This window comes from Streptomyces venezuelae, assembly GCF_008642355.1.
In the GTDB taxonomy this organism is placed as follows: domain Bacteria; phylum Actinomycetota; class Actinomycetes; order Streptomycetales; family Streptomycetaceae; genus Streptomyces; species Streptomyces venezuelae_B.
In genome coordinates this window covers 26,358-50,738 of record NZ_CP029193.1, presented here as the reverse complement: position 1 = coordinate 50,738, position 24,381 = coordinate 26,358, and the positions used below count along the sequence as shown (strand labels likewise).

Below are 24,381 nucleotides of genomic sequence, written 5' to 3'. Positions count from 1 at the left end.
CCGCCCCGAACGCGGTGACCGCCGACGCCGGGGAGAGCCCCTACGCCCTCTCCCACCCCGACGCGCTGGAGTCGGAGGCGGTGCACATCCTGCGCGAGGTGGCGGGCGAGTTCGACAACCCGGTGATCCTGTTCTCCGGCGGCAAGGACTCCATCGTCATGCTGCACCTGGCACTCAAGGCGTTCACGCCCGCGCCGGTGCCCTTCGCGCTGCTGCACGTGGACACCGGCCACAACTTCCCCGAAGTCCTCGCCTTCCGCGACCGCGTGGTCGCCGAGCACGGGCTGCGCCTGCACATCGCCTCCGTGCAGGACTACATCGACCGCGGCGAGCTCAAGGAACGCCCCGACGGCACCCGCAACCCGCTGCAGACCCGGCCGCTGACCGACACCATCCAACAGCAGCGGTTCGACGCCGTGTTCGGCGGCGGGCGCCGCGACGAGGAGAAGGCCCGCGCCAAGGAGCGCGTGTTCTCCCTGCGCGACGAGTTCTCCCAGTGGGACCCGCGCCGCCAGCGCCCCGAGCTGTGGAACCTGTACAACGGCCGCCACCTGCCCCGCGAGCACGTGCGGGTCTTCCCGCTGTCCAACTGGACCGAGCTGGACGTGTGGCAGTACATCGCCCGCGAACACATCGAGCTGCCCGCCATCTACTTCGCCCACGACCGCGAGGTGTTCCAGCGCCACCACATGTGGCTGACCGCCGGCTCCTGGGGCGGCCCCCGGGCGGGGGAGCGGACCGAGAAGCGCCGGGTGCGCTACCGCACGGTCGGCGACATGTCCTGCACCGGCGCGGTCGACTCCGACGCCGACACCATCGACAAGGTCATCACGGAGATCGCCGCGTCCCGCCTCACCGAGCGCGGCGCCACCCGCGCCGACGACAAGCTCTCCGAGGCCGCGATGGAAGACCGCAAGCGCGAGGGGTACTTCTGATGAACCATCTGAGCGACACCGCCGCCGACACACTGCGCTTCGCCACCGCCGGCTCCGTCGACGACGGCAAGTCCACCCTGGTCGGACGCCTCCTGCACGACTCCAAGTCGGTCCTGGCCGACCAGCTGGAAGCCGTCGCCCACGCCTCCGCGAGCCGCGGGCAGGCCACCCCCGACCTGGCGCTGCTCACCGACGGCCTGCGCGCCGAACGCGAGCAGGGCATCACCATCGACGTCGCCTACCGCTACTTCGCCACCCCCCGGCGCCGCTTCATCCTCGCCGACACCCCCGGCCACGTGCAGTACACCCGCAACATGGTCACCGGCGCCTCCACCGCGGAACTCACCATCATCCTGGTCGACGCCCGCCACGGCGTCGTCGAGCAGACCCGCCGCCACACCGCCATCGCCGCCCTGCTGCGCGTCCCGCAGATCGTCCTCGCGGTCAACAAGATGGACCTCGTCGGGTACGAGGAGTCCGTCTTCGCGAAGATCGCCGAGGAGTACACGGCCTACGTCAAGGAGCTGGGCGGCCCGGAGGTCACCGTCATCCCGATCTCCGCGCTGGCCGGCGACAACGTCGTGGACACCTCCGCGCACATGGACTGGTACGGCGGTCCCACCGTCCTGGAACACCTGGAGAGCGTGCCCGTCAGCCACCACCTGGCACCGTGCGCCGCCCGGCTGCCCGTGCAGTACGTCATCCGCCCGCAGAGCCCTGAACACCCCGACTACCGCGGCTACGCCGGCCGCATCGCCGAGGGAACCTTCCGCACCGGCCAGCAGGTCCGCGTCCTGCCCTCGGGCCGCACCACCACCATCACCGCCATCGAACGCCTGGGCACGACCGTCGAGTCGGCCGGCGCCCTGCAGTCGGTGACCGTGCTGCTCAGCGACGACCTCGACGTCGCCCGCGGCGACCTGATCGTGCCGGCCGGCGACGCACCGCCCACCACCCGCGAGGTGACCGCGACCGTCTGCCACGTCGCCGACCAGCCGCTGACCACCGGACAGCGGGTGCTGCTCAAACACGGCACCCGCACCGTCAAGGCTCTGGTCACCGACATCGCCTCCCGCCTCACCCTGGAGGACCTCTCGCCCTACCCGCACCCGGGCCGCCTGGCCGCCAACGACATCGGGCAGGTGCACCTGCGCACCGCCGAACCGCTGCCCCTGGACACCTACGCCCACTCCCGGCGCACCGGCTCCTTCATCCTCATCGACCCGGCCGACGGCACCACCCTGACCGCGGGCATGGCCGGCGAGTCCTTCGCCCGGCCCGACCCGGCCACCGACCCGGCCAAGGACGAGGAATGGGACTTCTGACCCGGCGCGCCGCCCCCGCCCTGCTGACCGCCCTGCTGCTGGCGCCCGCGGGCTGCGGCTACGGCTCGCAGGCCAAGGACAACGACACCGCGCCGATCGCCGCCGGCGCACAGAAGATCGACGGCCTGGACTCGGTACGGATCGGCTACTTCGCCAACCTCACCCACGCCACCGCCCTGATCGGCAACCGGCAGGGCTTCTTCCAAAAAGCACTGGGCGCCACCAAAGCCCGATACGCCACCTTCAACGCGGGCCCCTCCGCGATCGAGGCCCTGAACGCGGGCTCCCTCGACATCGGCTGGATCGGCCCGTCCCCGGCGATCAACGGCTACACCAAGTCGGGCGGCACGAACCTGCGCATCATCGGCGGCGCCGCCTCCGGCGGCGTGAAACTCGTCGTCAACCCGGAGAAGATCAAGACCCCGGCCGACGTCAAGGGCAAGAAGATCGCCACCCCGCAGCTCGGCAACACCCAGGACGTCGCCTTCCTCCACTGGGCGGCCCGACAGGGCTGGCAGGTCGACGCGGCCAGCGGCAAGGGCGAGGTGACCGTGGTGCGCAGCGACAACAAGGTCACCCCCGACGCCTACAAGTCCCACTCCATCGACGGCGCGTGGGTCCCGGAGCCCACCGCCTCCAAAATCGTCGCCCTGGGCGGCAAAGTCCTGCTGGACGAGAAGACACTGTGGCCCGGCGGCACCTTCGTCATCACCAACATCGTCGTCTCCCAGAAGTTCCTCGCCCGGCACCCCCGGGTCGTCGAGGCGGTGCTCAAGGCGTCGGTGGCCACCAACCAGTGGATCGAGGACCACCCGGCCCGGGCCAGGCAGGCCGCCAACCGCCAGCTGGCCACCGACGCCGGCAAGGCCCTGCCCCGCCACATCCTGGACCCGGCCTGGCAGTCCATCGACTTCACCGACGACCCGCTGGCCGCCACCTTGCGCACCGAGGCCGCCCACGCCGCCCGGGCCGGCCTGCTCCAGCGCCCCGACCTGTCCGGCATCTACGACCTCACCCTGCTCAACAAGGTCCTCAAGGCCGCCGGGCAGCGCCCGGTGGACGACGCCAACCTCGGCGTCCGGCAACCCCCTCGATGAGTTCCCCGGAGGTGACGACCATGACCGCGACCCTCGACAAGGCCGCCGGCGCCGCCGCGACGGCCCGCCACGCCGCCCGCCTCGAGCACGTCTCCAAGTCCTTCCCGGGCCCCGCCGGGCCCCAGTCCGTCCTGGACGACATCAGCCTGGCCGTCGCCCCCGGCGAATTCGTCACCCTCCTGGGGGCCTCCGGCTGCGGCAAGTCCACCCTGCTCAACCTCGTCGCCGGCCTGGACGAGCCCACCACCGGCGAGATCACCACCGACGGCCGGCCCGCCCTGATGTTCCAGGAACACGCCCTGTTCCCCTGGCTGAGTGCGGGCAAGAACATCGAACTCGCCCTGAAACTGCGCGGCATCGCCCCCCGCCGGCGCCGCGAACGCGCCGAGGAACTCCTGGCCCTGGTCCGCCTGGAGGGCGCCCACGGCAAACGGGTGCACGAACTGTCCGGCGGCATGCGCCAGCGGGTCGCCCTGGCCCGCGCCCTGGCCCAGGAGAGCCGCCTGCTGCTCATGGACGAACCCTTCGCCGCCCTGGACGCCATCACCCGCGACGTGCTGCACGACGAACTGACCCGCATCTGGAGCGAGACGAAACTCTCCGTCCTGTTCGTCACCCACAACGTGCGCGAGGCCGCCCGCCTGGCCCAGCGCGTGATCCTGCTGTCCTCCCGCCCCGGGCGCATCGCCCGCGAATGGGCCGTGGACATCCCCCAGCCGCGCCGCATCGAGGACAGCGCCGTCGCCGAACTCTCCATCGAGATCACCGAACAGCTGCGGGGGGAGATCCGCCGACATGGCCAGTACTGACACCAGCGCCCCCAAGGACGGCAACGACCTCGCCGGCCTGGACGCCCTGGAAACCCCCCAGCACATCCGCAAGCCCTTCACCCTCACCCTGAAGGAGAAGGTCCTGCCGCCCGTCACCGCCATCGCGCTGGTCCTCGCGGTGTGGCAGGGCCTGGTCTCCTTCCACATCGTCGACGACCCCGGCAAACTGCCGTCCCCCGGCGCCGTGTGGGACGTGGCCCACCAGGCCTGGCTGGAGGGCGAACTCCTCGGCTACATCTGGACGTCCGTCTCACGCGGCCTGTCCGGCTTCTGCCTGGCCCTGCTCATCGGCACCCCGCTGGGCCTGCTCGTGGCCCGCCTGAAACTCCTGCGCGCGGCCATCGGCCCGATCCTGTCCGGCCTGCAGTCGCTGCCCTCGGTGGCCTGGGTGCCGCCCGCGGTGATCTGGCTGGGCCTGAACAACTCGATGATGTACGCCGTGATCCTGCTCGGCGCCGTCCCCTCCATCGCCAACGGCCTGGTCTCCGGCGTCGACCAGGTGCCGCCGCTGTTCCTGCGGGCCGGCCGCACCATGGGCGCCACCGGCCTCAAGGGCACCTGGCACGTACTGCTGCCGGCCGCCCTGCCCGGTTACATCGCCGGCCTCAAACAGGGCTGGGCCTTCGCCTGGCGCTCCCTGATGGCCGCCGAGATCATCGCGTCCTACCCCGACCTCGGCCTGGGGCTCGGCCAGCTCCTGGAGAACGGCCGCAACGCCAGCGACATGGCCATGGTCTTCGAGGCCATCCTGCTGATCCTGCTCGTCGGCATCGCCATCGACCTGCTCGTCTTCAGCCCCCTGGAACGCTGGGTCCTGCGCAGCCGCGGCCTGCTCGTACGCCACTGAAACCTGCCCCCGGCCACAGTCCGACGACCATCGACCCACCCTCTACTGCGGCTAGAGAAACCGCTGCGACGCTCATCCGGAATGCAGCAGAAAGGGCACACCGGATGGCTTTCAAAGACGGGCGGGCTACGGTGATCGCAGACGGTTTGAGTTCCGCCGCATTACGGTGCGGCAAACCGGGGTCCGGTGAAAAGAACGGCCCGGGAACCAGCCCCGAAACCGGCCCGAAAATCGGCCTCAAGAACATCGAGAACACCCCGGTGCAGGAACTCCCGGTCCATGCGCTGTCGCCCGGACTGCACCTGCGTCAGGGCGGAATCAACGCCGCCTATCTCCACTTGCTCGTCGAAGCCCCGGGCCGCGCACAATTGCCGCCCGTACTCGTCCAGAAAGACGGCTGGCGCATCATCGACGGACTCCACAGACTGGAGGCCGCGAAACTCTGCGGCGACCACAGCATCACCGCACGGCTCGTCGACTGCACCGACGCCGAAGCACTCGTCATCGCCATGAAAGCCAACACCTCCCACGGACTTCCGCTGTCGCGGGCCGACCGCACCGCCGGCGCCGAACGCGTCCTGCTCGCCCACCCCGAATGGTCCGACCGCGCCATCGCCAGCGTCACCCAGCTGAGCGCCAAGACGATCGCGGTGCTGCGCGAACGCTCCGCCTGCCCCACCCCGCCCGGCGGCCAACGCCTGGGCCTGGACGGCAAACTGCGCGCGGTCAGCGCCGGTGAGGGCCGCCGCCGCGCCGCCGCCTACATCCACGCCCACCCCGAGGCCACGCTGCGCGAAGTCGCCCGCGAGACCGAGGTGTCCCTGGGCACCGTCCACGACGTCAGCGCCCGCCTGCGCCGCGGGGTCAGCCCCGAACGCAACGGCCTGCGCGCCACCAAGCCACGCCTGACCCTGCACCCGGCCGAGCGGCCCGCCGACCCCCCGCCGCCCCCGCACCCCCCGAACCCGCACCCGCACGCCGCGCCCCCGGGCGCCGAGGAACCGCCGGCGCGCCGCCCCGCCACCGTCCCGGCCGAAGCACCTCCGGCCTGGGAGACGGTCGCCGCCAAGGTCGCCAACGACCCGTGCATCCGCTACACCGCGGGCGGCAAGGAGTTCCTGCAGTGGATGGCGCAGCACGCCGGAGACCCGGACGGCTGGCGCGAGCTGGTCAACGCCGTCCCCGCGCACTGGGTCGGCGTCATCGCGCCCATCGCGGAGAGCGTCGGCAAGGAGTGGAGCCTGTTCGCCGAGCGACTGCGCAGCCGCCAGGAAGCCGTCTGAGCCGGACAGGCCCCGGCCCGTCAGGAGCCGGTCTCCAGCTGCCGGTTCAGGGCGCGCTCCACCGGGGTCAGGGCGACCTCCGGGCACAGCCGCTCCGGATGGCCCGCCGGCGGCCCGCCGTGCCGCGGCCCGGGGGCCGGCCGCGCGGTCTCCCCGGCCGGCCGCACGGTCTCCTCGGCGGGCTGCGCCGGCGAGACGTAGATGGCGCCGTACGCCTGCAGCGCCGCGTACACCTCGCGCCACACACGCCTGATCAAGCCGGCCATGGGTCTGCCTCCAACGGGGTGGGCCGCGGGCGGCCAGGGCTTGGGGTGCGCCGGGATGCGTCACTGTGCGGGCCGGTGGTCGAGGCGGACTCGAGCCGCCCCTCCGCCCGGCCTCGAGAGCGCCTTGCCAACGTGGGCGGGTGGAGCAAGCCGGCTCCGCAGCCCGGCAGGGCGCACCGTCGCGGAAGGACAGGCCCATGGACGAGGCCGAACGTGAGCGGCAGACACGCGGCGGCGAGGGGGTCGCGCCGGTGCTCCGGCTGGCCGGGGTGGACGAGGAGGAGGACGATCCCGCGGAGTGCAACGTGGTCCGCGGGATCGACTGACCGGGTGCCGGGGCGCAGTGCGCCGGTGAGACCGACAAGGAGTCCAAGACGATGACGCTCTCCCCGCAGCGCGCCGGCGCGACGGCGATGTCCCCGGCGGCACGCCGGTTCCTCACCGCGCCGCACACCGGCGTGCTGAGCACGCTGCGGCCCGACGGCTCGCCCCACCTCACCCCGGTGCGCTTCACCTTCGACGCACCGGCCGGCCTGGCCCGCGTGCTGACCGTGAACACCACCCGCAAGGTGAAGAACGTGCTGGCCAGCCCGCACGCGCGCGTCGCACTGTGCCAGGTGGACGGCTTCGCCTGGGTGTCCCTGGAGGGCACCGCCCGCGTCCTGGACGCCCCCGACCGCGTCGCCGAGGGGGTCCGCCGCTACACCGAGCGCTACTTCTCCGGGCCGCCGAACCCGCCCGGCCGCGTCGTCGTGGAGATCACCGTCGACCGGGTGCTGAGCCTCAACTGCTGACCCGGCACCCGCCGCAGCCGCCGCGCCCGTCAGTCCCGCCGCGCCTGTCTTGCCCGTCGTGCCCGCCATCAGCCGCGGGCGCCGGGCGGCACCCCGTCCACCCAGATCAGCCCGAACGAGAGCCGCGTCAGGCGCCAGCCGTCCGGGGTGCGGCGGGCCGTGCCGGTCACCGAGGTGCCGGTGGTGAACAACTCCGGGCCCGGACCGCCGGGATGGTGCACGTGGGTGGAGACCAGATTGGCGCGCAGGCTCGCCTCATCCCCGGCCGGCTCCACCACCGCGGGGGAATTCAGGTGCTGGGTGCGCGCGAAATTCTCCAGCGCGGCACGGTGCCACCGGGCCAGACCGGCCCGTCCCTCGTGCCGGCTCAACGGGAATGCGACCACCGCGTCCTCGGTGAACAGGGTGCGCGCCCACGCGTCGTCGAGTTCTTCGGTGTCCAGCGCCAGGAGATAACGGTCGAGCAGACCGCTCACCGTAAACGCGTCCACCATGGCCGTGTCCGGAGTGACGGATTCAGCTTCAGTCGAGGTCATGCTTGAGAATGGGCCCACAAACCCGCTGTGACCAACCCCGCCTGTCAAAGATCTGACGTTGTCCGCACGTTTCTGTAGTGGACTGCAAAAGCTGTGTACCGGCGTCCCTTTACCGGCCGCTCGGGCCCTGTCCATACTCGTAAAACATCAACCACACGACGGCGGATGGGCGACGATGGACAATTATGACGCGGACGTGATCATTGTAGGTGCAGGACCCGCCGGCCTTATGTTTGCCGGTGAGTTGGGGCTGCACGGAATTTCCGTTCTCGTGCTCGACAGGCTCGCCGAACCGATGCAGCAGTCACGCGCCCTCGGATTCTCCGCGCGCACCATCGAGGAATTCGCACAGCGCGGACTGCTCGCCCGCCTCGGCGAGGTCGACACCATCCCCGCCGGGCACTTCGGCGGCGTACCGCTGGACTACCGGGTCATCAGCGGCGGTTCCTACGGCGCACGCGGCATCCCCCAGTCCCGCACCGAGGCGATGCTGGCCGCCCACGCCACCGAACAGGGCGCCCGCATCCGCCGCTCGGTCAAGGTCACCGGCCTCACCCAGGACGAGCACGGGGTGACCCTGCACACGAGCGGCACCGGGGGACAGGACACGGGCGGGCAGCTGCGCGCCCGGTACGTGATCGGGTGCGACGGCGCCCGCAGCACGGTCCGCACCGCCGCCGGCATCGACTTCCCCGGCACCGAACCGGCCATCGAGCTGCGCTTCGCCGACATCGCCGGGGTACGGCTGCGGCCCCGCTTCGCCGGGGAGCGGGTACCGGGCGGCATGATCATGGTGCTGCCGCTGGGCCCGGACCGCTGCCGCATCATCTACTACGACCGCAGCGAGCCGCTGCGCGAGAACACCGGGCCGATCACCTTCGAAGAGGTCGCCGACACCTTCCAGAAGCTGTCGGGCGAGGACATCCACGCCGCCACCCCGCTGTGGGTGAGCTCGACCACCGACGTGAGCCGCCAGGCCGACCGGTACCGCAGCGGGCGCGTCTTCGTGGCCGGCGACGCCGCGCACATCCACCTGCCCATCGGCGCCCAGGGCATGAGCGCCGGCGTGCAGGACGCGGTCAACCTCGGCTGGAAACTCGCCCTCGTCCTCAAGGGGGCGGCCCCCGACGCCCTCCTTGACACCTACCACGCCGAGCGCCACCCGGTCGGCGCCCGCATCCTGACCAACACCCTGGCCCAGCGCATCCTCTACCTCGGCGGCGAGGAGATCACCCCGCTGCTCGACGTCTTCACCGAACTCGTCCAGTACGAGTCGGTCCAGCGCCACCTGGTCGGCATGGTCACCGGCCTGGACATCCGCCACGACGTCGGCGCGGGGACCCACCCCCTGCTCGGTCGGCGCCTTCAGGATGCCGCGCTCACCTGCGAGGGCCGGCCCACCAGCGTCCACGCCCTGCTGCACGCCGGCCGCGGCGTGCTGCTCGACCTCGGCGGCGGCGACGCCGGCCCGCTGCCGGCCGCCGCCAAGGCCTGGTCGGACCGTGTCGACGTCGTCACCGCACAGCCCGGCCCCGACCTGCCCGCCGCCGAGGCGATCCTGCTGCGCCCCGACGGATACATCGCCTGGATCGCACCCGACCCGGCCGCGAGCACCCTGCCCGAGACCCTGGAGCGCTGGTTCGGCCCCGCGGCCTGAGCACGCCCCCGCACGACCGCGCCGCCCCCCACGCCCCGCGCCCACGGCCGGAGCACCCACCGCACGACCGCGCCCGCACCCTGACCGCGCCCTGGCCCGGCCGCGCCCCGCACGGCCGCCGCCCGGCCCGGCCCTGCGCCGCGACCCCTGCGCCGCGGCCCGGCCACCCCCGACAGCCCGACAGCCCGACAGGAAGAGACCCGACGCCATGCCCTATATCTCCACCCAGGACAAGCACCTGACCGTCCTCAACCTGTTCACCACCGACAAGCCGGAGAAGCAGGACACGCTGATCCAGGAGATGCGGAAGATCGTCGACACCGCGGCGTTCGACGGCTGGATCTCCTCCACCGTGCACGCCGGCCAGGACAGCCCCGGCACCGCCAACTTCATCCAGTGGCGCAGCGGCGAGGACCTGGAGAAGCGGTACGCGGGCGAGGAGTTCAAGCACCGCACGCTGCCCGTCTTCCAGGACATCACCACCTCCATCCGGCTGCTGCAGAGCGAGATCGTCTACACCCAGCGCCACCCCTCCCAGGGCGAGGCGACCGAGGTCTCGCCCGACCGCGACGACCACACCGTCATCGAGATCTTCAAGGTCTCCGCGGGCGACCAGGACGAGCTGATCGCCGAGCTCGGCGAGGGCCAGTCCTGGCTGGCGGAGGTGGACGGCTACCGCTCCCACAGCGTCTTCAAGGGCCTGCGCGCCCGCTTCCTGGAGGGCCCCTTCGCCGTCGTCTACTCGCAGTGGGCGAGCAAGGAGCAGTACGACGCCCACCGCAACCAGCCCGCCGCGCAGCAGTCCGATGCGCGCCGGAAGTCCCAGGCCCGCATCGACGCCCTGAAGACCGACCGGGACTGGAACTCCTACCGGGTCATCCACAGCCGCGCCGCCGGCGCGTGAGCCCCGGACCGGCCGCGCGGGCCCCTGCCCGCCCGGCCGGTCCCGTCCCCGTCGACCACGGCGCCCGGCGCCCACCGCAAGGAGCGAGGTATGCACAGCACGCTGATCGTGGCCCGGATGGCGATCGACTCCAGCCGCAGCGTCGCCGAACTGTTCACCGACTTCGACGCCACCGACATGCCCCACCGCATGGGCACCCGGCGCCGCCAACTCTTCGCCTACCGCGGCCTGTACTTCCACCTGCAGGACTTCGACTCCGACGACGGAGGCGCCCGCATCGAACACGCCAAGGACGACCCCCGCTTCGTACGGATCAGCGACGACCTCAAGCCGCACATCGAGGCCTACGACCCGGCGACCTGGCGCTCCCCGGCCGACGCGATGGCCCAGCGCTTCTACTCCTGGGAGGCCGGCGCATGACGCAGCGCCGCGTCGCCATCACCGGCCTGGAGGTCCTGGCCCCCGGCGGCCTGGGCCGCAAGGAGTTCTGGCAGCTCATCAGCGAGGGCCGCACCGCGACCAGGGGCATCACCTTCTTCGACCCCGCCCCCTTCCGCTCCAAGGTGGCCGCCGAGGCCGACTTCTGCGGCCTGGAACACGGCTTGAGCCCGCAGGAGGTGCGGCGCATGGACCGCGCCGCCCAGTTCGCCGTGGTCACCGCGCGCAGCGCCGTGGCCGACAGCGGCGCCGAACTGGCCGAGCACGCCCCGCACCGCATCGGGGTGGCCGTGGGCAGCGCGGTGGGCGCCACCATGGGCCTGGACAACGAGTACCGCGTCGTCAGCGACGGCGGCCGCCTGGACCTGGTCGACCACCGCTACGCGGTGCCGCACCTGTACAACTACCTGGTGCCCAGCTCGTTCGCGGCCGAAGTGGCCTGGGCGGTCGGCGCGGAGGGCCCCTCCACGGTCGTCTCCACCGGCTGCACCTCGGGCATCGACGCGGTCGGCTACGCCGTGGAGCTGGTGCGCGAGGGCTCCGTCGACGTCATGGTCGCCGGCGCATCCGACGCGCCGATCTCCCCGATCACCATGGCCTGCTTCGACGCGATCAAGGCGACCACACCGCGCCACGACGCGCCCGAACGGGCCTCGCGGCCCTTCGACGGCACCCGCAACGGCTTCGTGCTCGGCGAGGGAGCCGCCTTCTTCGTCCTGGAGGAACTGGAGGGCGCCAAGCGGCGCGGCGCGCACATCTACGCCGAGATCGCCGGCTACGCCACCCGCTCCAACGCCTACCACATGACCGGCCTGCGCCGGGACGGCGCGGAGATGGCCGAGGCCATCCGCCTGGCCCTGGACGAGGCACGCATCGATCCCAGGCAGGTCGACTACATCAACGCCCACGGCTCGGGCACCAAGCAGAACGACCGGCACGAGACGGCCGCGTTCAAACGGGCGCTGGGCGAGCACGCCTGGCAGACCCCCATCAGCTCCATCAAGTCGATGGTGGGCCACTCGCTGGGCGCCATCGGCTCCATCGAGATCGCCGCCTCCGCACTGGCCATGGAGTACGACGTGGTCCCGCCGACAGCCAACCTGCACACCCCCGATCCCGAATGCGACCTGGACTACGTGCCGTTGACCGCCCGCGACCGGCGCACCGACACGGTCCTGACCGTCGGCAGCGGCTTCGGCGGATTCCAGAGCGCGATGGTGCTCACCTCGGCGCAAAGGAGCACCGTATGACTGCGGTCGCGGTCACCGGCATGGGCATCGCCGCCCCCAACGGCCTGGGCGCGGCCGACTACTGGGCGGCCACTCTCGGTGCGAAGAGCGGCATCGGCCGCATCACCCGCTTCGACCCCTCGAGCTACCCCGCCCAACTGGCCGGCGAGATCCCCGGCTTCGAGGCCGCGGACCACCTGCCGGGCCGGCTGCTGCCGCAGACCGACCGCGTCACCCGCCTCTCGCTGGCCGCGGCCGACTGGGCGCTGGCCGACGCCGGGGTGGACGTGGCCGACTTCGACCCGCTGGACATGGGCGTGGTCACCGCCAGCCACGCCGGCGGCTTCGAGTTCGGCCAGGACGAACTGCAGAAACTGTGGGCCAAGGGCAGCCAGTTCGTCTCCGCCTACCAGTCCTTCGCCTGGTTCTACGCGGTCAACAGCGGCCAGATCTCCATCCGGCACGGCATGAAGGGCCCCAGCGGCGTCGTCGTCAGCGACCAGGCCGGCGGCCTGGACGCCCTCGCCCAGGCCCGCCGCCTCATCCGCAAGGGCACCCCGCTGATCGTGGGCGGTGCCGTGGACGCCTCGGTGTGCCCCTGGGGCTGGGTGGCCCAGCTCGCCGGCGGCCGTATGAGCGACAGCGACGAACCCACCCGCGCCTACCTGCCCTTCGACCGCGACGCCCGCGGCTACGTGCCCGGCGAGGGCGGCGCCCTGCTCACCCTGGAACCCACCGGGGCCGCCCGCGCCCGCGGCGCCACCCTCTACGGCGAACTCGCCGGCTACGGCTCCACCATCGACCCGCCCCCGCACAGCGGCCGCCCCTCCACCCTGCGCACCGCGATCCGCACCGCACTTGAGGACGCCGCCGCCGCGCCCGGCGACATCGACGTGGTCTTCGCCGACGGCGCGGGCGTACCCGAACTGGACCGGGCCGAGGCCGAGGCGATCAGCGAGGTGTTCGGTGCGGGCCGCGTCCCGGTCACCGTGCCCAAGACGATGACCGGCCGCCTGCACTCGGGCGCCGCACCCCTGGACGTGGCCTGCGCGCTCCTTTCGATGCGCGCCGGCCTCATCCCGCCCACCGTCCACATCGACCCCTGTCCCGAGTACGACCTGGACCTGGTCCTGTACCAGGCACGCCCGGCCACGCTGCGCACCGCGCTGGTGCTGGCCCGCGGCCACGGCGGCTTCAACTCCGCGATGGTCGTGCGCGCCGCACCGTGAATGGCCCTGGCGGCGCACCCGGCGCCGGCAGAGCGCCGCGCCGGCCGGGACCCGAGACGAAGGAAGCAGACCGACATGAGCGAGCAGCGATTCACCCTGGACGACCTCACACGCATCCTCGTCGAGGCCGCGGGCGCCGACGAGGCCGCCCCGCCGGACGACGACATCCTGGACACCACCTTCGGCGAGCTGGGCTATGAGTCGCTGGCCCTGCTGGAGACCGGCGGCTGCATCGAGCGTGAATACGGCATCGCGCTGGACGACGACACGCTCAGCGACGCCCTGACCCCGAGGGAACTGATCCACACCGTCAACGAGCGGCTGGCCGCCGCCCGCGCGGCCTGAAAGGACACCCGCCATGACACAGAACGCCCCCCGCCTCACGCTCGTCACCGGCGCCACCAGCGGCATCGGCCTGGCCACCGCCCGCCTCCTGGCCCAGCAGGGCCACCGCGTCTTCATCGGCGCCCGCACCGAGAGCGACGTCGTCGCCACCGTCAAATCCCTGCGCAACGAGGGCCTGGAGGCCGAGGGCCAGGCCCTGGACGTACGCGACACGGCGTCCGTCACCGCGTTCGTGAGCGCCGCCGTGGAGCGCTTCGGGCCCGTGGACGTCCTGGTCAACAACGCCGGCCGGTCCGGCGGCGGCGTCACCGCCGAGATCCCCGACGAACTGTGGGACGACGTCATCGACACCAACCTCAACAGCGTCTTCCGCATGACCCGCGCCGTCCTGACCACCGGCCGCATGCGCGAACAGGGCCGCGGCCGCATCATCAACGTCGCCTCCACCGCCGGCAAGCAGGGCGTCGTGCTCGGCGCCCCCTACTCCGCCTCCAAACACGGCGTCGTCGGCTTCACCAAGGCCCTCGGCAACGAACTCGCCCCGACCGGCATCACCGTCAACGCGGTGTGCCCCGGCTACGTGGAGACCCCCATGGCCCAGCGGGTGCGCCAGGGCTACGCCGCCGCCTACGACACCACCGAAGAGGCCATCCTCACCAAGTTCCAGGCCAAGATCCCCCTGGGCCGCTACAGCACGCCCGAGGAAGTCGCCGGCCTCATCGGCTACCTCACCACCGACACCGCCGCCTCCCTCACCTCCCAGGCCCTCAACGTCTGCGGCGGCCTCGGCAACTTCTGACCACCCCCGCCCCGACCGCCCCGCCCAAGGAGCAGCCCTCATGACGACGCGTCAGGTCGAGCACGAGATCACCATCGGCGCGCCCGCCGCCACGGTCTACCGCCTGCTGGCGGACGTGAGCCACTGGCCGCAGATCTTCCCGCCCACCCTCCACGTCGAGCGCGAGGAGACGGGCGAGAACCAGGAGCGCATCCACATCTGGGCCACCGCCAACGGCGAGCCCAAGAACTGGACCTCGCGCCGCACCCTGGACCCCGGCAGGCTGCGCATCGTCTTCCGCCAGGAGGTCACCACCGCCCCGGTCGCCGCGATGGGCGGCACCTGGATCGTGGAACCGCAGGGCGCGGACACCTCCCGGGTGCGGCTGCTGCACGACTACCGGGCCATCGACGACGACCCGCAGGACCTGCAGTGGATCGACAAGGCCGTGGACACCAACAGCACCGCGGAACTGGCCGCCCTCAAGGACAACGTCGAACAGGCCCACGCCGCCGAACGCGAGGACCTCCTCTTCTCCTTCACCGACACCGTGGAGATCAACGGGCCGGCCAAGGACGCCTTCGACTTCGTCAACGAGGCCGGGCGCTGGCCCGAACGGCTGCCGCACGTGGCCACCGTACGCTTCGAGGAACCCGCCCCCGGCCTGCAGATCCTGGAGATGGACACCCGCGCCAAGGACGGCTCGGTGCACACCACCAAGTCCTACCGGGTCGCCCTGGACACCCACAAGATCGCCTACAAGCAGGTCACCCTGCCCGCCCTGATGACCCTGCACACCGGCTGCTGGACGTTCACCGACACCGGCCGGGGCACCACCGAGGCCGCCTCCCAGCACACCGTGTCGATCAACACCGCCAACATCGCCAGGATCCTCGGCGAGGACGCCACCGTCGCCGACGCCCGCGCCTACGTGCACGGCGCGCTGTCCACCAACAGCCGCGCCACGCTGGGCCATGCCAAGGACTACGCGGAGCGGACGCACTGACATGGCCGCGCACGCCCCCCGCAGCCCCCGCCGCTCCGGCAGGAGCGCTCCGGGCCGCGCCGACGTGCTGGACACCCAGGTCATCGTCGTCGGCGCGGGCCCCGTGGGGCTGCTGCTCACCGCCGAACTGTGCCTGCACGGCATCCAGGTCGCCGTCGTCGAACAGCGCCACCGCCCCACCAAGGAGTCCCGCGCCTCCACCCTGCACGCCCGCACCATGGAGATCTTCGACAGCCGCGGCCTGCTGACCGACTTCGCCAGCCCGCCCACCGAACCGCGCGGCCACTTCGGCGGCCTGCCCCTGGACCTCACCCTGCCCGGCGCCTACCCCGGCCAGCACAAGGTCCCCCAGACCAAGACCGAGTCGGTCCTGGAGGAGTGGGCGCTCTCACTGGGCGCCGACATCCGCTGCGGCCACCGCCTGGAACTGATCGACCTCGTCCAGGACGGCGAGGCGGTCGAAGCACAGGCCATCGGCCGCGACGGCCGCCCGGTGCGGCTGCGCGGCACCTACCTGGTGGCCTGCGACGGCCAGGACTCCACCGTGCGCCGCCTGACCGGCGCCGCCTTCCCCGGCCAGGAAGCAGGCCGCGAACTGCTGCGCGCCGACGTCGAGAACATCCACGTCCGCGACCGGCGCTTCGAGCGCCTGCCCGGCGGCCTGGCCATCGCCGCCCGCCGCCCCGACGGCGTCACCCGCGTGATGGTCCACGAATTCGGCGCCAAGGCCCACCAGCGCACCAAGCCCCCGCGGTACGAGGAGATGGCCGCCGCCTGGCAGCGGGTCACCGGCGAGGACATCAGCGCCGGCACCCCGCTGTGGGTCAACCACTTCGACGACGCCAACCGCCAGCTCACCCACTACCGGCACGGCCGCGTCCTGTACGCGGGCGACGCCGCGCACCGCCAGATGCCCATCGGCGGCCAGGCCCTCAACCTGGGCCTGCAGGACGCCTTCAACCTCGGCTGGAAACTCGCCGCCGTCCTGGCCGGGCACGCCCCCAAGGGCCTGCTGGACACCTACCACACCGAACGGCACCAGGTGGGCCGCGCCGTGCTCGCCAACATCCGCGCCCAGGCACAACTGCTCCTTGGCGGCGCCGAGGTGGAGCCGCTGCGCGCGGTCCTGGCCGAACTGCTGGACCACGAGCAGGTCCGCACCCGCCTCGCCGGCATGATCAGCGGCCTCGACATCCGCTACGCCGACTGCGGCACCGGCCACCCCCTGGCAGGCCTGCGCCTGCCGCACGCCCGGCTGCGGGTGGGCAGCGCCACCTGCACCACGCTGGAACTGCTGCGCTCGGGGCGCGGCCTGCTCCTTGGCCTGGACGGGCGGGTCCCGGCGGTGGGGGAGCGGTGGGCCGACCGCATCGATCTGGTGGTGGCCCGCCCCGAACCGGACAGCGACCCCGGCGAGCTGGACAAGGTGACCGCGGTGGCGGTGCGCCCGGACGGCTACGTGGTGTGGGCGGCCACCAGCCAACAACCCGACGGCACCGAGGAGTTGGCGGCCGTCCTGGAGCGCTGGTTCGGCACCCCGCACTGACGCACACCCACATCCGCGCGCGAGGAGAGGCAGGAACACCATGGCGGGGACAGCGATGAACACCGACAACACCGGCAACACCGAAGACACGGGCAACGCCCACGACACGGATGTCATCGTGGTGGGCGCCGGCCCGGCGGGGCTGATGCTCGCGGGTGAACTGCGCCTGGGCGGGGCGCGCGTCATCGTCCTGGAGCGGCTCGCCGAGCCGACCGGGCAGTCACGGGGCCTGGGCTTCACCGCCCGGGCCATGGAGGTCTTCGACCAGCGCGGGCTGCTGCCCCGCTTCGGACAGGGCCCCACCCTGGAGGTCAGCCCGCTGGGACACTTCGGCGGGGTGCAGTTCGACTACACCGCGCTGGAGGACGCCCACTTCGGGGCCCGCGGCATCCCGCAGAACCAGACCGAGGCGGTCCTGGAGGCCTGGGCGCGCGAACTCGGCGCGGACATCCGCCGCGGCTGGCGGGTCACCGACCTCGCCGAGGGCTTCCTCGACGGCGACCACGTCGAGGTCACCGCCCACACCCCCGACGGGCCCCGCGGGCTGCGCGCCGCCTACCTGGTGGGCTGCGACGGCGGACAGAGCAGCATCCGCAAGGCGGCCGGCTTCGGCTTCCCCGGCCTGCCCGCCACCCGCACCATGTACCTGGCCGACGTCGAGGGCTGCCACCTCAAGCCCCGCTTCCTGGGGGAGCGGCTGCCCAACGGCATGGTGATGGCGGCCCCCCTGGAGGAGGGCGTGGACCGCATCATCGTCTGCCCGCACGGCGTCCCGGCCCAGGACCGCGACGACGACATCACCTTCGCCGAGGTCGCCGCCGCCTGGCAGCACATCACCGGTGAGGACATCAGCGCCGGCAGCGCGCAGTGGGTCTCCTCCTTCAGCGACGCCACCCGCCAGGCCGACACCTACCGGCGCGGGCGGGTCCTGCTGGCGGGCGACGCGGCACACATCCACCTCCCGGCGGGCGGGCAGGGGCTGAGCACCGGTGTGCAGGACGCGGTCAACCTGGGCTGGAAACTGGCCGCCACGGTCCGCGGCACCGCCCCGGCGGGCCTGCTGGACACCTACCACGCCGAGCGGCACCCGGTCGGACAGCGCCTGCTGATGAACACCCGCGCACAGGGCATCGTCTTCCTGGGCGGCGAACAGTCCGACCCGCTGCGCGCCCTGTTCACCGAACTGATCGCGCACGAGGAGGTCAAACGCCACCTGGCGGGCATCGTCAGCCACCTCGACATCCACTACGACATGACTCCGCCCGGCACGGAATCCCTGCCCGCTCCCCACCCCCTGCTCGGCCACCGCCTGCCCAAGCGCCCCCTGACCGGCGCGGACGGCGAGAGCGACACCGCCCGCCTGCTGCACTCCGCCCGCGGCGTCCTGCTCGACCTGGCCGACAACCCCGGCCTGCGCGCCGCGGCCGCCCCCTGGGCGAACCGCGTCCAGGTGGTGACCGCCACCGCCAAACCGGCAGAGGGCACCACCGACGCCCTCACCGGCCTGGACGCCCTCTTGATCCGCCCCGACGGCCACGTGGCCTGGACGAGCCACGGCACTCCTGACGGCCTGACCACGGCCCTGACCCACTGGTTCGGCCCGGAACGAGCGGCGTAATGCCAACGGGCGGCGGAACGGCGAGGGCCGCGGCACCGCCCCCCGCCGGCACCGAGCCCCCCTCGTGCGACGCCCCACCACCGGAGGCCCGGCACGCGGTGCCCCGCCCGGCACCAACGGTCCCTGGCCTCGCCGGGGTTGCCCCGCACGCGCGGCAGCCGGGTGGGGTCCGGCAGGTCGTCCTGGACGCCGACGGGCTCGCCCTGTCCGGCCTGCTGTGCGAACCCGTGGGCCCCCCGCGCGCGCTGGTCGTGGCGGTGCACGGGGGCGGTATGAGGGCCGGCTACTTCCATGGGCAGGCCCGTCCCGGGCTGTCCCTGCTCGAGCTCGGGGCCCGGCTCGGCTGCACCGTGCTGGCCCTCGACCGGCCCGGCTACGGCCGCTCCGCCGCCGCCCTGCCGAACGGCCTGCCCGTGGCGGAGCAGACGCCGCTGCTGCGCGCGGCCCTCGCCGACTTCGCCCGCCGCCATCCGGTGGGCGCGGGCCACTTCGTACTGGCGCACTCCTTCGGCGGCAAGCTGGCCCTCTCGCTGGCCGCGCACGCCCACGACGGCGACGGGCTGCTCGGCGTGGACATCTCGGGCTGTGGGCGGCAGTACGCACCGGGCGCCGAGGACGAGGTGCTCCACCACCGTCCCGCCGCCCGGCGCCGCCACTGGGGGCCGCTGCGGCTGTACCCGCCGGGCACCTTCCGGCACAGCGCGGGCACGGTCGCGCCGATGCCGGAACGGGAGGCGGCCGAACTCGCCGCCTGGCCGGGGATGTTCGACCGGCTCGCGCCGCGCGTGCGGGTACCGGTCCGGTTCACCTTCGCCGAGCACGAGCTGTGGTGGCGCCGCCGGGAGCCCGACCTGGCGGCACTGGCGGACGCCTTCACGACCGCGCCCCGCGTCCTGCTGGAGCACCAGCAGGACGCGGGGCACAACATCAGCCTGGGCTGGGCGGCCCGCGCCTACCACCTGCGGGCCCTGGCGTTCCTGGAGGAGTGCCTGCCCCCGGGCGCCTGAGAGCCTGTCCTTGGACCCCCGCCTGCGCCCCGGGCGCCCGGCACACACCGACCGCGCACCGATCGCCGCTGCGCCCGCGCTCAGTGCGGACGACGGGGGTTCAAAGACAGGCTCTGAGCCCCCAGGGGCAGCGGCGCCGCCGCGCTCAGGCGTCCAGGACCACGATGTCCAGTTCCCGCAGCCGCTCGGGCCCGGCCACCAGGTCGATGGCGGTGATCTTCCCGTCCTCGATGGTGAAGTTGAAGACCACGATCGGGCGGACCTTGGACTGCCACACCGCCCCGACGGACCCGTCGATGAGCGCGATCCGGGCCGCCTCCGCGCCGCCGGAGAAGATGCTCGCCACACCCTCCGCGCCCTCGGTCAGCGGCGCCGCCCCGATGCGCACCGCCGTGTCGTCGGCGTGCATGGAGGCGTCGGGGGCCAGCAGGGTGAGCAGCCGCTCGAACTCCCCGTTGCGGGCGGCGGTCAAGAAGGCGTCCACGACCTTGTGCTGGCGCTGCAGGTCGGGCAGGGGAGAGGCGCCGTGCACCCGCCGCCGGGCCCGGCTGGCCAGCTGCCGGGTGGCCGCCGGGCTGCGCCCGATGATCGCGGCGATGTCGGCGAACGGCACCGCGAAGGTGTCGTGCAGGACGAAGGCGAGGCGCTCGTCGGGGTCGAGGGTGTCCAGGACCACCAGCATCGCCAGGCCCACCGAGTCGGCGAGCACGGCCGCGTGCTCGGGGTCGGAGGTGTCCTCGGTGCGGGGATCGTCGGAGGGTTCGGCGTGCTCGGCCAGGAACTCCTCGCGCCGGTTGCGGGCGCGCAGCATGTCCAGGCAGACCCGGCTCACCACCGTGGTGAGCCAGCCGTCGAGGTTCTCCACACTGTCGGTCTCGCTGCGGTGCAGCCGGATCCAGGCTTCCTGCACGGCGTCCTCGGCCTCGTCGGTCGAGCCGAGCATGCGGTGGGCCACGGCCTGCAGCCGCGGCCGCTTCTCCTCGAACGCGCGTGCCAACCGTTCGTTTTCCTGCATGACCACCGTCGTCCCCTTCGATCCCGGTCCGTGTGTGACAAACGCCTGTCACATCTTCGCGCTGCCGGGCGTCATAGCAGTGACGAACGGGACCACCCGCGTGTGACGGGATGCGGTCGCGCGGGCTGCGACCGCGCGCCGCACCCCCGGTCGCGCTCTCTGCCGAACCTTTCAAGAGCGGAGCTGTCCAAAACAGGCTCCCTGACCCTTTGCGAGCAACCATGACAACGCTACGTCGTCGACCAGACACCCACAGTGACAGTCCAGGCGCCGCAGCCGGATTCCTGGCCCGCTATGCCCGCATGGTCAGCGGACGCCGCTCCAAGTGGGCCGTACTCCTGATCTGGCTGGTGCTCATCTCCGCCGGCGGCTCCCTCGCCGCCAAGCTGGGCGACGTCCAGGACAACGACCCCGAGACCTGGCTGCCCTCCAGCGCCCAGTCCACCCAGGCCGTCGAACTCGCCGAGAAGCACTTCGCCGACAAGGACAGCAGCACCGCCATCATCATCTACGCCCGCGGCGGCGGCCTCACCGACGCCGACCGGGACAAGATCGCAGCCGACCGCACCGCCCTGCAGGACGACATCGCCGTCGGCGACGTCGCCAAACCCGAGGTCTCCGAAGACGGCAAGGCCGCCTTCCTCAGCTACCCGCTGCGCACCAGCCCCAGCGACAACGGAGTGCTCACCGACGCCGTCAGCGACTCCGAGGACATCGTCAAGAAGGACGCACCCGACGGCCTGGACATCCGCATCGCCGGCGAGGCCGGCAGCGTCCGCGACTTCGCCGAGGTCTACAGCGGCATGGACGGCGCCCTGCTCGGCGCGGCCCTCGGCGTCGTCGCCCTGCTGCTCCTGCTCACCTACCGCAGCCCCGTCCTGTGGCTGATCCCGCTGCTCACCGTCTTCCTGGCCAGCCAGGTCGCCAGCGGCGTGGTCTACCTCCTGGCCAAACACGCCGGGCTGCTCGTCAACGGACTCAGCGCGTACATCCTGATGATCCTGTGCGTGGGCGTCGGCACCGACTACGCCCTGCTGCTCATCGCCCGCTACCGCGAGGAACTGCACCGCCACGCCGACCGCCACGAAGCCATGCAGGTCGCGGTGCGCCGCTCCCTGCCCGCCCTCGCCGCCTCCGCGGCCACCGTGGGCGTGGCCACCCTCTGCCTGGTCTTCGGCAGCATGAACTCCACCCAGGGCCTGGGCCCGGTGGTGGCCATCGGCATCGCGGTGGTCTTCCTGGCCATGACCTCCCTGCTGCCCGCCCTGCTGGTCATCCTGGGCCGCTGGACGTTCTGGCCCTTCGTGCCGCGCCACACCCCCGGCTACGACGCCAGCGCGGAGAAGGAGCACGGCACCTGGGCCCGCGTGGCCGCCGCCGTGGGCCGCAGGCCCCGCGTCATCTGGGCCGCCTCCATCGGCGTCCTGGCCGTCCTGGCCCTTGGCACCACCACGGTGGAGACCGGCCAGACCCAGGCCGAGCAGTTCACCAAGTCCGTCGACTCCGTCGAGGGCCAGCACCTGCTGGCCAAGCACTTCCCCGCCGGCTCCTCCGCGCCCGCCGACATCTACGTGCCCGCCGCCGGCGCCGACACCGCCCTGCGGACCGTCCAGGACGTCCCCGGCGTCGAATCCGCCGAAAGCCGGCGCACCGCGGGCGGCTGGACCCACCTGACCGCCGTCTTCGAGGACGCCCCCGACAGCGCCGCGGCCAAGGACACCGTCGAGCGGATGCGCACCGCCCTGGACAAGAGCGAGGGCGAGAGCGCGGAGGCCGTCGTGGGCGGCCAGACCGCGATCGTCCTGGACACCTCCGACGCCCAGAAGGACGAGGAGATGCTCCTCATCCCGCTGATCCTCGCCGTCGTCCTGCTCATGCTGATCCTGGTGCTGCGCGCGGTGGTCGCCCCGCTGGTCCTGCTGGCCTCGGTGGTCGTCTCCTTCGCCTCCGCCGTCGGCGCGGCCTCCCTGCTCTTCCACGCCATCGACTACCCGCGCATCGACCGTGGCCTGCTGCTGATCGGCTTCCTGTTCCTGGTCGCCCTCGGCGTGGACTACACGATCTTCCTGATGGCCCGGGTCCGCGAAGAGGTCAAACTCCGCGGCCACCGCGAGGGCACCCTCACCGGCCTCACCGTCACCGGCGGCGTCATCACCTCCGCGGGCGTCGTCCTGGCCGCCACCTTCTGCGTCCTGGCCGCCATCCCCACCGTGGCCTCCCTGCAGCAGGGCCTGCTCATCGCGATCGGCATCCTCCTGGACACCTTCCTGGTGCGCAGTCTGCTCATCCCCGCCCTCTCCCTCAGCATCGGCCCGCGCATCTGGCGACCGGGCCACCCCGAGGACGAGGCGCCGCTCCCGAGCGAGCGCCCCGCACAGACCGCCCGCGTCGACGTCGGCACCTGACCGGCGCGCCGGACGGAAAGGGGGCGCCGCGTCGAATCCCCCGCGGCGCGGCGCCCGCCCCCGACCGGCCCGACCGCCCCGAGCGACCGCTCGTCAGGCCCCGGCAGCCCCGGTGACCTGCCGCTGTCACACTCACCCGCCCCCAGTCGTCATAGAAGTGACGCTGCCCCCAAGCGGCGTCGATGGTGATCCAAGAGAGGAAAAATCATGGAAGCGCGCCTGCAGAACCCGGCGATGATCCTTGACGCCACCCAGCCTGTGCAGGACATGTACAAGGCGATCTACTCCGGTGGAGTCCCGAAGACGACCCTGGACCTGGTCCACCTGCGCGCGAGCCAGATCAACGGCTGCAGCCCCTGTGTGGACTCCGGGGCCCGCGGCGCCCGCAAGGCCGGCGAGACCGAGGAGCGCCTGTTCGCCGTCTCCGCCTGGCGGGAGACCTCCTACTTCACCGAGGCCGAGCGCGCCGCGCTGGAGCTGGCCGAGTGCGCCACCCGCCTGTCCGACCGCTCCGACCCGGTGCCGGACGACGTGTGGGAGCGCGCCAAGGCCCACTACGACGAGAAGGGCCTGGCGGCGCTGATCCTCATGGTCGCCCTGACCAACTTCTTCAACCGCCTGAACGTGACCACCAAGGCGATCGCCGGCGCCTGGGGCTGACCCGGCCCCGCACCCGCCGACCGGCACCGCGCGCCCGCCGACCGGCACCCGCACACGGCTGAGGCCGGCCCCCCTCCCCGAGGCGGGCCGGCCTCAGCCGTGTGCTGCACGTGCGGCGCGTGCTGCACGTGCTGCCTCTCACCGGGCGCGCGCGCCCCGGGCCGGCACGAGATTGATGCGCCACGACACCCCGAACCGGTCGGTCAGCCACGCGAACCGGGCACTGAACTCGTACCCGCCCGCCGGCATGATGACCTCACCCTTCTCGGAAAGCGCCGTGTAGAAACGATCGAATTCGCTTTCCGATTCGCACTGCACGTATATCGCGGTCGCGGGGGAGAACTCATACGAATCCCAGGGCGCAAGATCGTATCCAACGGCTCCCGGCGGCGGCATGTTCGTGCACATGAACATCTGCCCGTCGAGTGTGAAGAGGGCATGCTGCAACGTCCCTTCCTCCCACCCCGGCTCCCCGGCCCGCGCCCGGATCATCCGGTGCACCTTCGAGTTGTCGAAGAGCGCGGTGTAGAACTCCAGCGCTTCCTCGGCCTGGTTCCTGAAGGTCAAGAACGTCATCAGTTTCGGCGTCGGCGTCGCAGGCATCGTGGCAGCTCCTGTTCGTGGTCCAACC

Annotated in this window: 25 protein-coding genes; 21 read left to right on the top strand and 4 right to left on the bottom strand. The window is 72.3% G+C overall.

Translation table 11 applies throughout. The features are described 5' to 3' along the window. Nucleotides 1–14 precede the first annotated feature (14 nt). The 6 genes from cysD (at nt 15) to DEJ47_RS00200 (ending at nt 6,317) form a co-directional block, all read left to right on the top strand. On the top strand, nt 15–935 hold the full coding sequence (gene cysD, locus DEJ47_RS00225) for a sulfate adenylyltransferase subunit CysD (protein ID WP_150175332.1): 921 nt from the start codon (nt 15–17) through the stop codon (nt 933–935). Continuing rightward, nucleotides 935–2,260 carry a sulfate adenylyltransferase subunit 1 gene (locus DEJ47_RS00220; protein ID WP_150163903.1) on the top strand — a complete coding sequence of 442 codons (1,326 nt, stop codon included), beginning with the start codon at nt 935–937 and terminating at the stop codon, nt 2,258–2,260. The genes cysD and DEJ47_RS00220 overlap by 1 nt, the downstream gene beginning before the upstream one ends. Continuing rightward, complete coding sequence (locus DEJ47_RS00215; protein WP_150163902.1) at nt 2,248–3,357, top strand: aliphatic sulfonate ABC transporter substrate-binding protein; 1,110 nt, start codon at nt 2,248–2,250, stop codon at nt 3,355–3,357. Before DEJ47_RS00220 ends, DEJ47_RS00215 begins: the two co-directional genes overlap by 13 nt. Before the next feature lie 20 nt (nt 3,358–3,377). Next, complete coding sequence (locus tag DEJ47_RS00210) at nt 3,378–4,166, top strand: ABC transporter ATP-binding protein (protein WP_223828169.1); 789 nt, start codon at nt 3,378–3,380, stop codon at nt 4,164–4,166. Then, nucleotides 4,153–5,034, top strand: a complete 882-nt coding sequence (locus DEJ47_RS00205; protein WP_150163900.1) for an ABC transporter permease — start codon at nt 4,153–4,155, stop codon at nt 5,032–5,034. The genes DEJ47_RS00210 and DEJ47_RS00205 overlap by 14 nt, the downstream gene beginning before the upstream one ends. A gap of 260 nt (nt 5,035–5,294) precedes the next feature. Continuing rightward, nucleotides 5,295–6,317, top strand: coding sequence for a ParB/RepB/Spo0J family partition protein (locus tag DEJ47_RS00200; protein WP_223828168.1), 1,023 nt, complete (start codon nt 5,295–5,297; stop codon nt 6,315–6,317). A gap of 20 nt (nt 6,318–6,337) precedes the next feature. On the opposite strand, the gene DEJ47_RS00195 is transcribed toward DEJ47_RS00200, so the two are convergent. Next, entirely contained in the window at nt 6,338–6,583 is a 246-nt protein-coding gene (locus tag DEJ47_RS00195; RefSeq protein WP_150163898.1) for a DUF6059 family protein, read from the bottom strand. 197 nt (nt 6,584–6,780) lie between these two features. On the opposite strand from DEJ47_RS00195, the gene DEJ47_RS37275 reads away from it, so the two are divergent. Both DEJ47_RS37275 and DEJ47_RS00190 read left to right on the top strand, forming a co-directional pair. Beyond that, entirely contained in the window at nt 6,781–6,909 is a 129-nt protein-coding gene (locus DEJ47_RS37275; RefSeq protein WP_263398876.1) for a hypothetical protein, read from the top strand. A 51-nt stretch (nt 6,910–6,960) separates the two neighbouring features. Next, nucleotides 6,961–7,377, top strand: a complete 417-nt coding sequence (locus DEJ47_RS00190) for a pyridoxamine 5'-phosphate oxidase family protein (RefSeq protein ID WP_398339178.1) — start codon at nt 6,961–6,963, stop codon at nt 7,375–7,377. Nucleotides 7,378–7,445: 68 nt separating this feature from the next. Here the strand turns inward: DEJ47_RS00190 and DEJ47_RS00185 are convergent, their stop codons facing one another. Next, entirely contained in the window at nt 7,446–7,913 is a 468-nt protein-coding gene (locus DEJ47_RS00185) for a nuclear transport factor 2 family protein (RefSeq protein WP_150163897.1), read from the bottom strand. A 175-nt stretch (nt 7,914–8,088) separates the two neighbouring features. Between DEJ47_RS00185 and DEJ47_RS00180 the strand changes: the two genes are divergently transcribed. The 11 genes from DEJ47_RS00180 to DEJ47_RS00130 all read left to right on the top strand — a co-directional run bounded on the left by DEJ47_RS00180 (nt 8,089) and on the right by DEJ47_RS00130 (nt 19,670). Further along, nucleotides 8,089–9,570 (top strand): FAD-dependent monooxygenase, encoded by a 1,482-nt coding sequence (locus tag DEJ47_RS00180; RefSeq protein WP_150163896.1) that lies wholly within the window; start codon nt 8,089–8,091, stop codon nt 9,568–9,570. A gap of 208 nt (nt 9,571–9,778) precedes the next feature. After that, nucleotides 9,779–10,474 (top strand): antibiotic biosynthesis monooxygenase family protein, encoded by a 696-nt coding sequence (locus DEJ47_RS00175; protein WP_150163895.1) that lies wholly within the window; start codon nt 9,779–9,781, stop codon nt 10,472–10,474. Nucleotides 10,475–10,564: 90 nt separating this feature from the next. Beyond that, on the top strand, nt 10,565–10,894 hold the full coding sequence (locus DEJ47_RS00170; protein WP_150163894.1) for a TcmI family type II polyketide cyclase: 330 nt from the start codon (nt 10,565–10,567) through the stop codon (nt 10,892–10,894). Then, nucleotides 10,891–12,162, top strand: coding sequence for a beta-ketoacyl-[acyl-carrier-protein] synthase family protein (locus tag DEJ47_RS00165; protein ID WP_150163893.1), 1,272 nt, complete (start codon nt 10,891–10,893; stop codon nt 12,160–12,162). The genes DEJ47_RS00170 and DEJ47_RS00165 overlap by 4 nt, the downstream gene beginning before the upstream one ends. Beyond that, a complete protein-coding gene (locus tag DEJ47_RS00160; RefSeq protein WP_150163892.1) occupies nt 12,159–13,370 on the top strand; it encodes a ketosynthase chain-length factor in 1,212 nt (403 codons plus the stop codon). Before DEJ47_RS00165 ends, DEJ47_RS00160 begins: the two co-directional genes overlap by 4 nt. 75 nt (nt 13,371–13,445) lie before the next feature. Then, nucleotides 13,446–13,715 carry an acyl carrier protein gene (locus tag DEJ47_RS00155; protein ID WP_150163891.1) on the top strand — a complete coding sequence of 90 codons (270 nt, stop codon included), beginning with the start codon at nt 13,446–13,448 and terminating at the stop codon, nt 13,713–13,715. Nucleotides 13,716–13,728: 13 nt separating this feature from the next. Then, nucleotides 13,729–14,514 carry a 3-oxoacyl-ACP reductase FabG gene (gene fabG / locus DEJ47_RS00150; RefSeq protein ID WP_150163890.1) on the top strand — a complete coding sequence of 262 codons (786 nt, stop codon included), beginning with the start codon at nt 13,729–13,731 and terminating at the stop codon, nt 14,512–14,514. A gap of 40 nt (nt 14,515–14,554) precedes the next feature. Continuing rightward, on the top strand, nt 14,555–15,499 hold the full coding sequence (locus DEJ47_RS00145) for an aromatase/cyclase (protein WP_150163889.1): 945 nt from the start codon (nt 14,555–14,557) through the stop codon (nt 15,497–15,499). 1 nt (nt 15,500) lies between these two features. Next, entirely contained in the window at nt 15,501–17,045 is a 1,545-nt protein-coding gene (locus DEJ47_RS00140; RefSeq protein WP_150163888.1) for an FAD-dependent monooxygenase, read from the top strand. Between the two features lie 55 nt (nt 17,046–17,100). Continuing rightward, nucleotides 17,101–18,663, top strand: coding sequence for an FAD-dependent monooxygenase (locus DEJ47_RS00135; protein WP_150175330.1), 1,563 nt, complete (start codon nt 17,101–17,103; stop codon nt 18,661–18,663). Between the two features lie 98 nt (nt 18,664–18,761). Next, nucleotides 18,762–19,670 carry an alpha/beta hydrolase gene (locus tag DEJ47_RS00130; protein ID WP_398339186.1) on the top strand — a complete coding sequence of 303 codons (909 nt, stop codon included), beginning with the start codon at nt 18,762–18,764 and terminating at the stop codon, nt 19,668–19,670. A gap of 145 nt (nt 19,671–19,815) precedes the next feature. Here DEJ47_RS00130 and DEJ47_RS00125 read toward each other — a convergent pair whose 3' ends face one another. Further along, entirely contained in the window at nt 19,816–20,685 is an 870-nt protein-coding gene (locus DEJ47_RS00125; RefSeq protein WP_150175329.1) for a sigma-70 family RNA polymerase sigma factor, read from the bottom strand. Nucleotides 20,686–20,987: 302 nt separating this feature from the next. Between DEJ47_RS00125 and DEJ47_RS00120 the strand changes: the two genes are divergently transcribed. Together DEJ47_RS00120 and DEJ47_RS00115 are read left to right on the top strand one after the other, a co-directional pair. After that, the gene (locus tag DEJ47_RS00120; protein WP_223828167.1) at nt 20,988–23,090 is read left to right on the top strand and encodes an MMPL family transporter; all 2,103 of its coding nucleotides are present in this window, start codon (nt 20,988–20,990) and stop codon (nt 23,088–23,090) included. Nucleotides 23,091–23,297: 207 nt separating this feature from the next. Further along, on the top strand, nt 23,298–23,750 hold the full coding sequence (locus DEJ47_RS00115; RefSeq protein WP_150163885.1) for a carboxymuconolactone decarboxylase family protein: 453 nt from the start codon (nt 23,298–23,300) through the stop codon (nt 23,748–23,750). A gap of 138 nt (nt 23,751–23,888) precedes the next feature. Here the strand turns inward: DEJ47_RS00115 and DEJ47_RS00110 are convergent, their stop codons facing one another. After that, entirely contained in the window at nt 23,889–24,353 is a 465-nt protein-coding gene (locus DEJ47_RS00110) for a VOC family protein (protein ID WP_150163884.1), read from the bottom strand. Nucleotides 24,354–24,381: the final 28 nt, after the last annotated feature.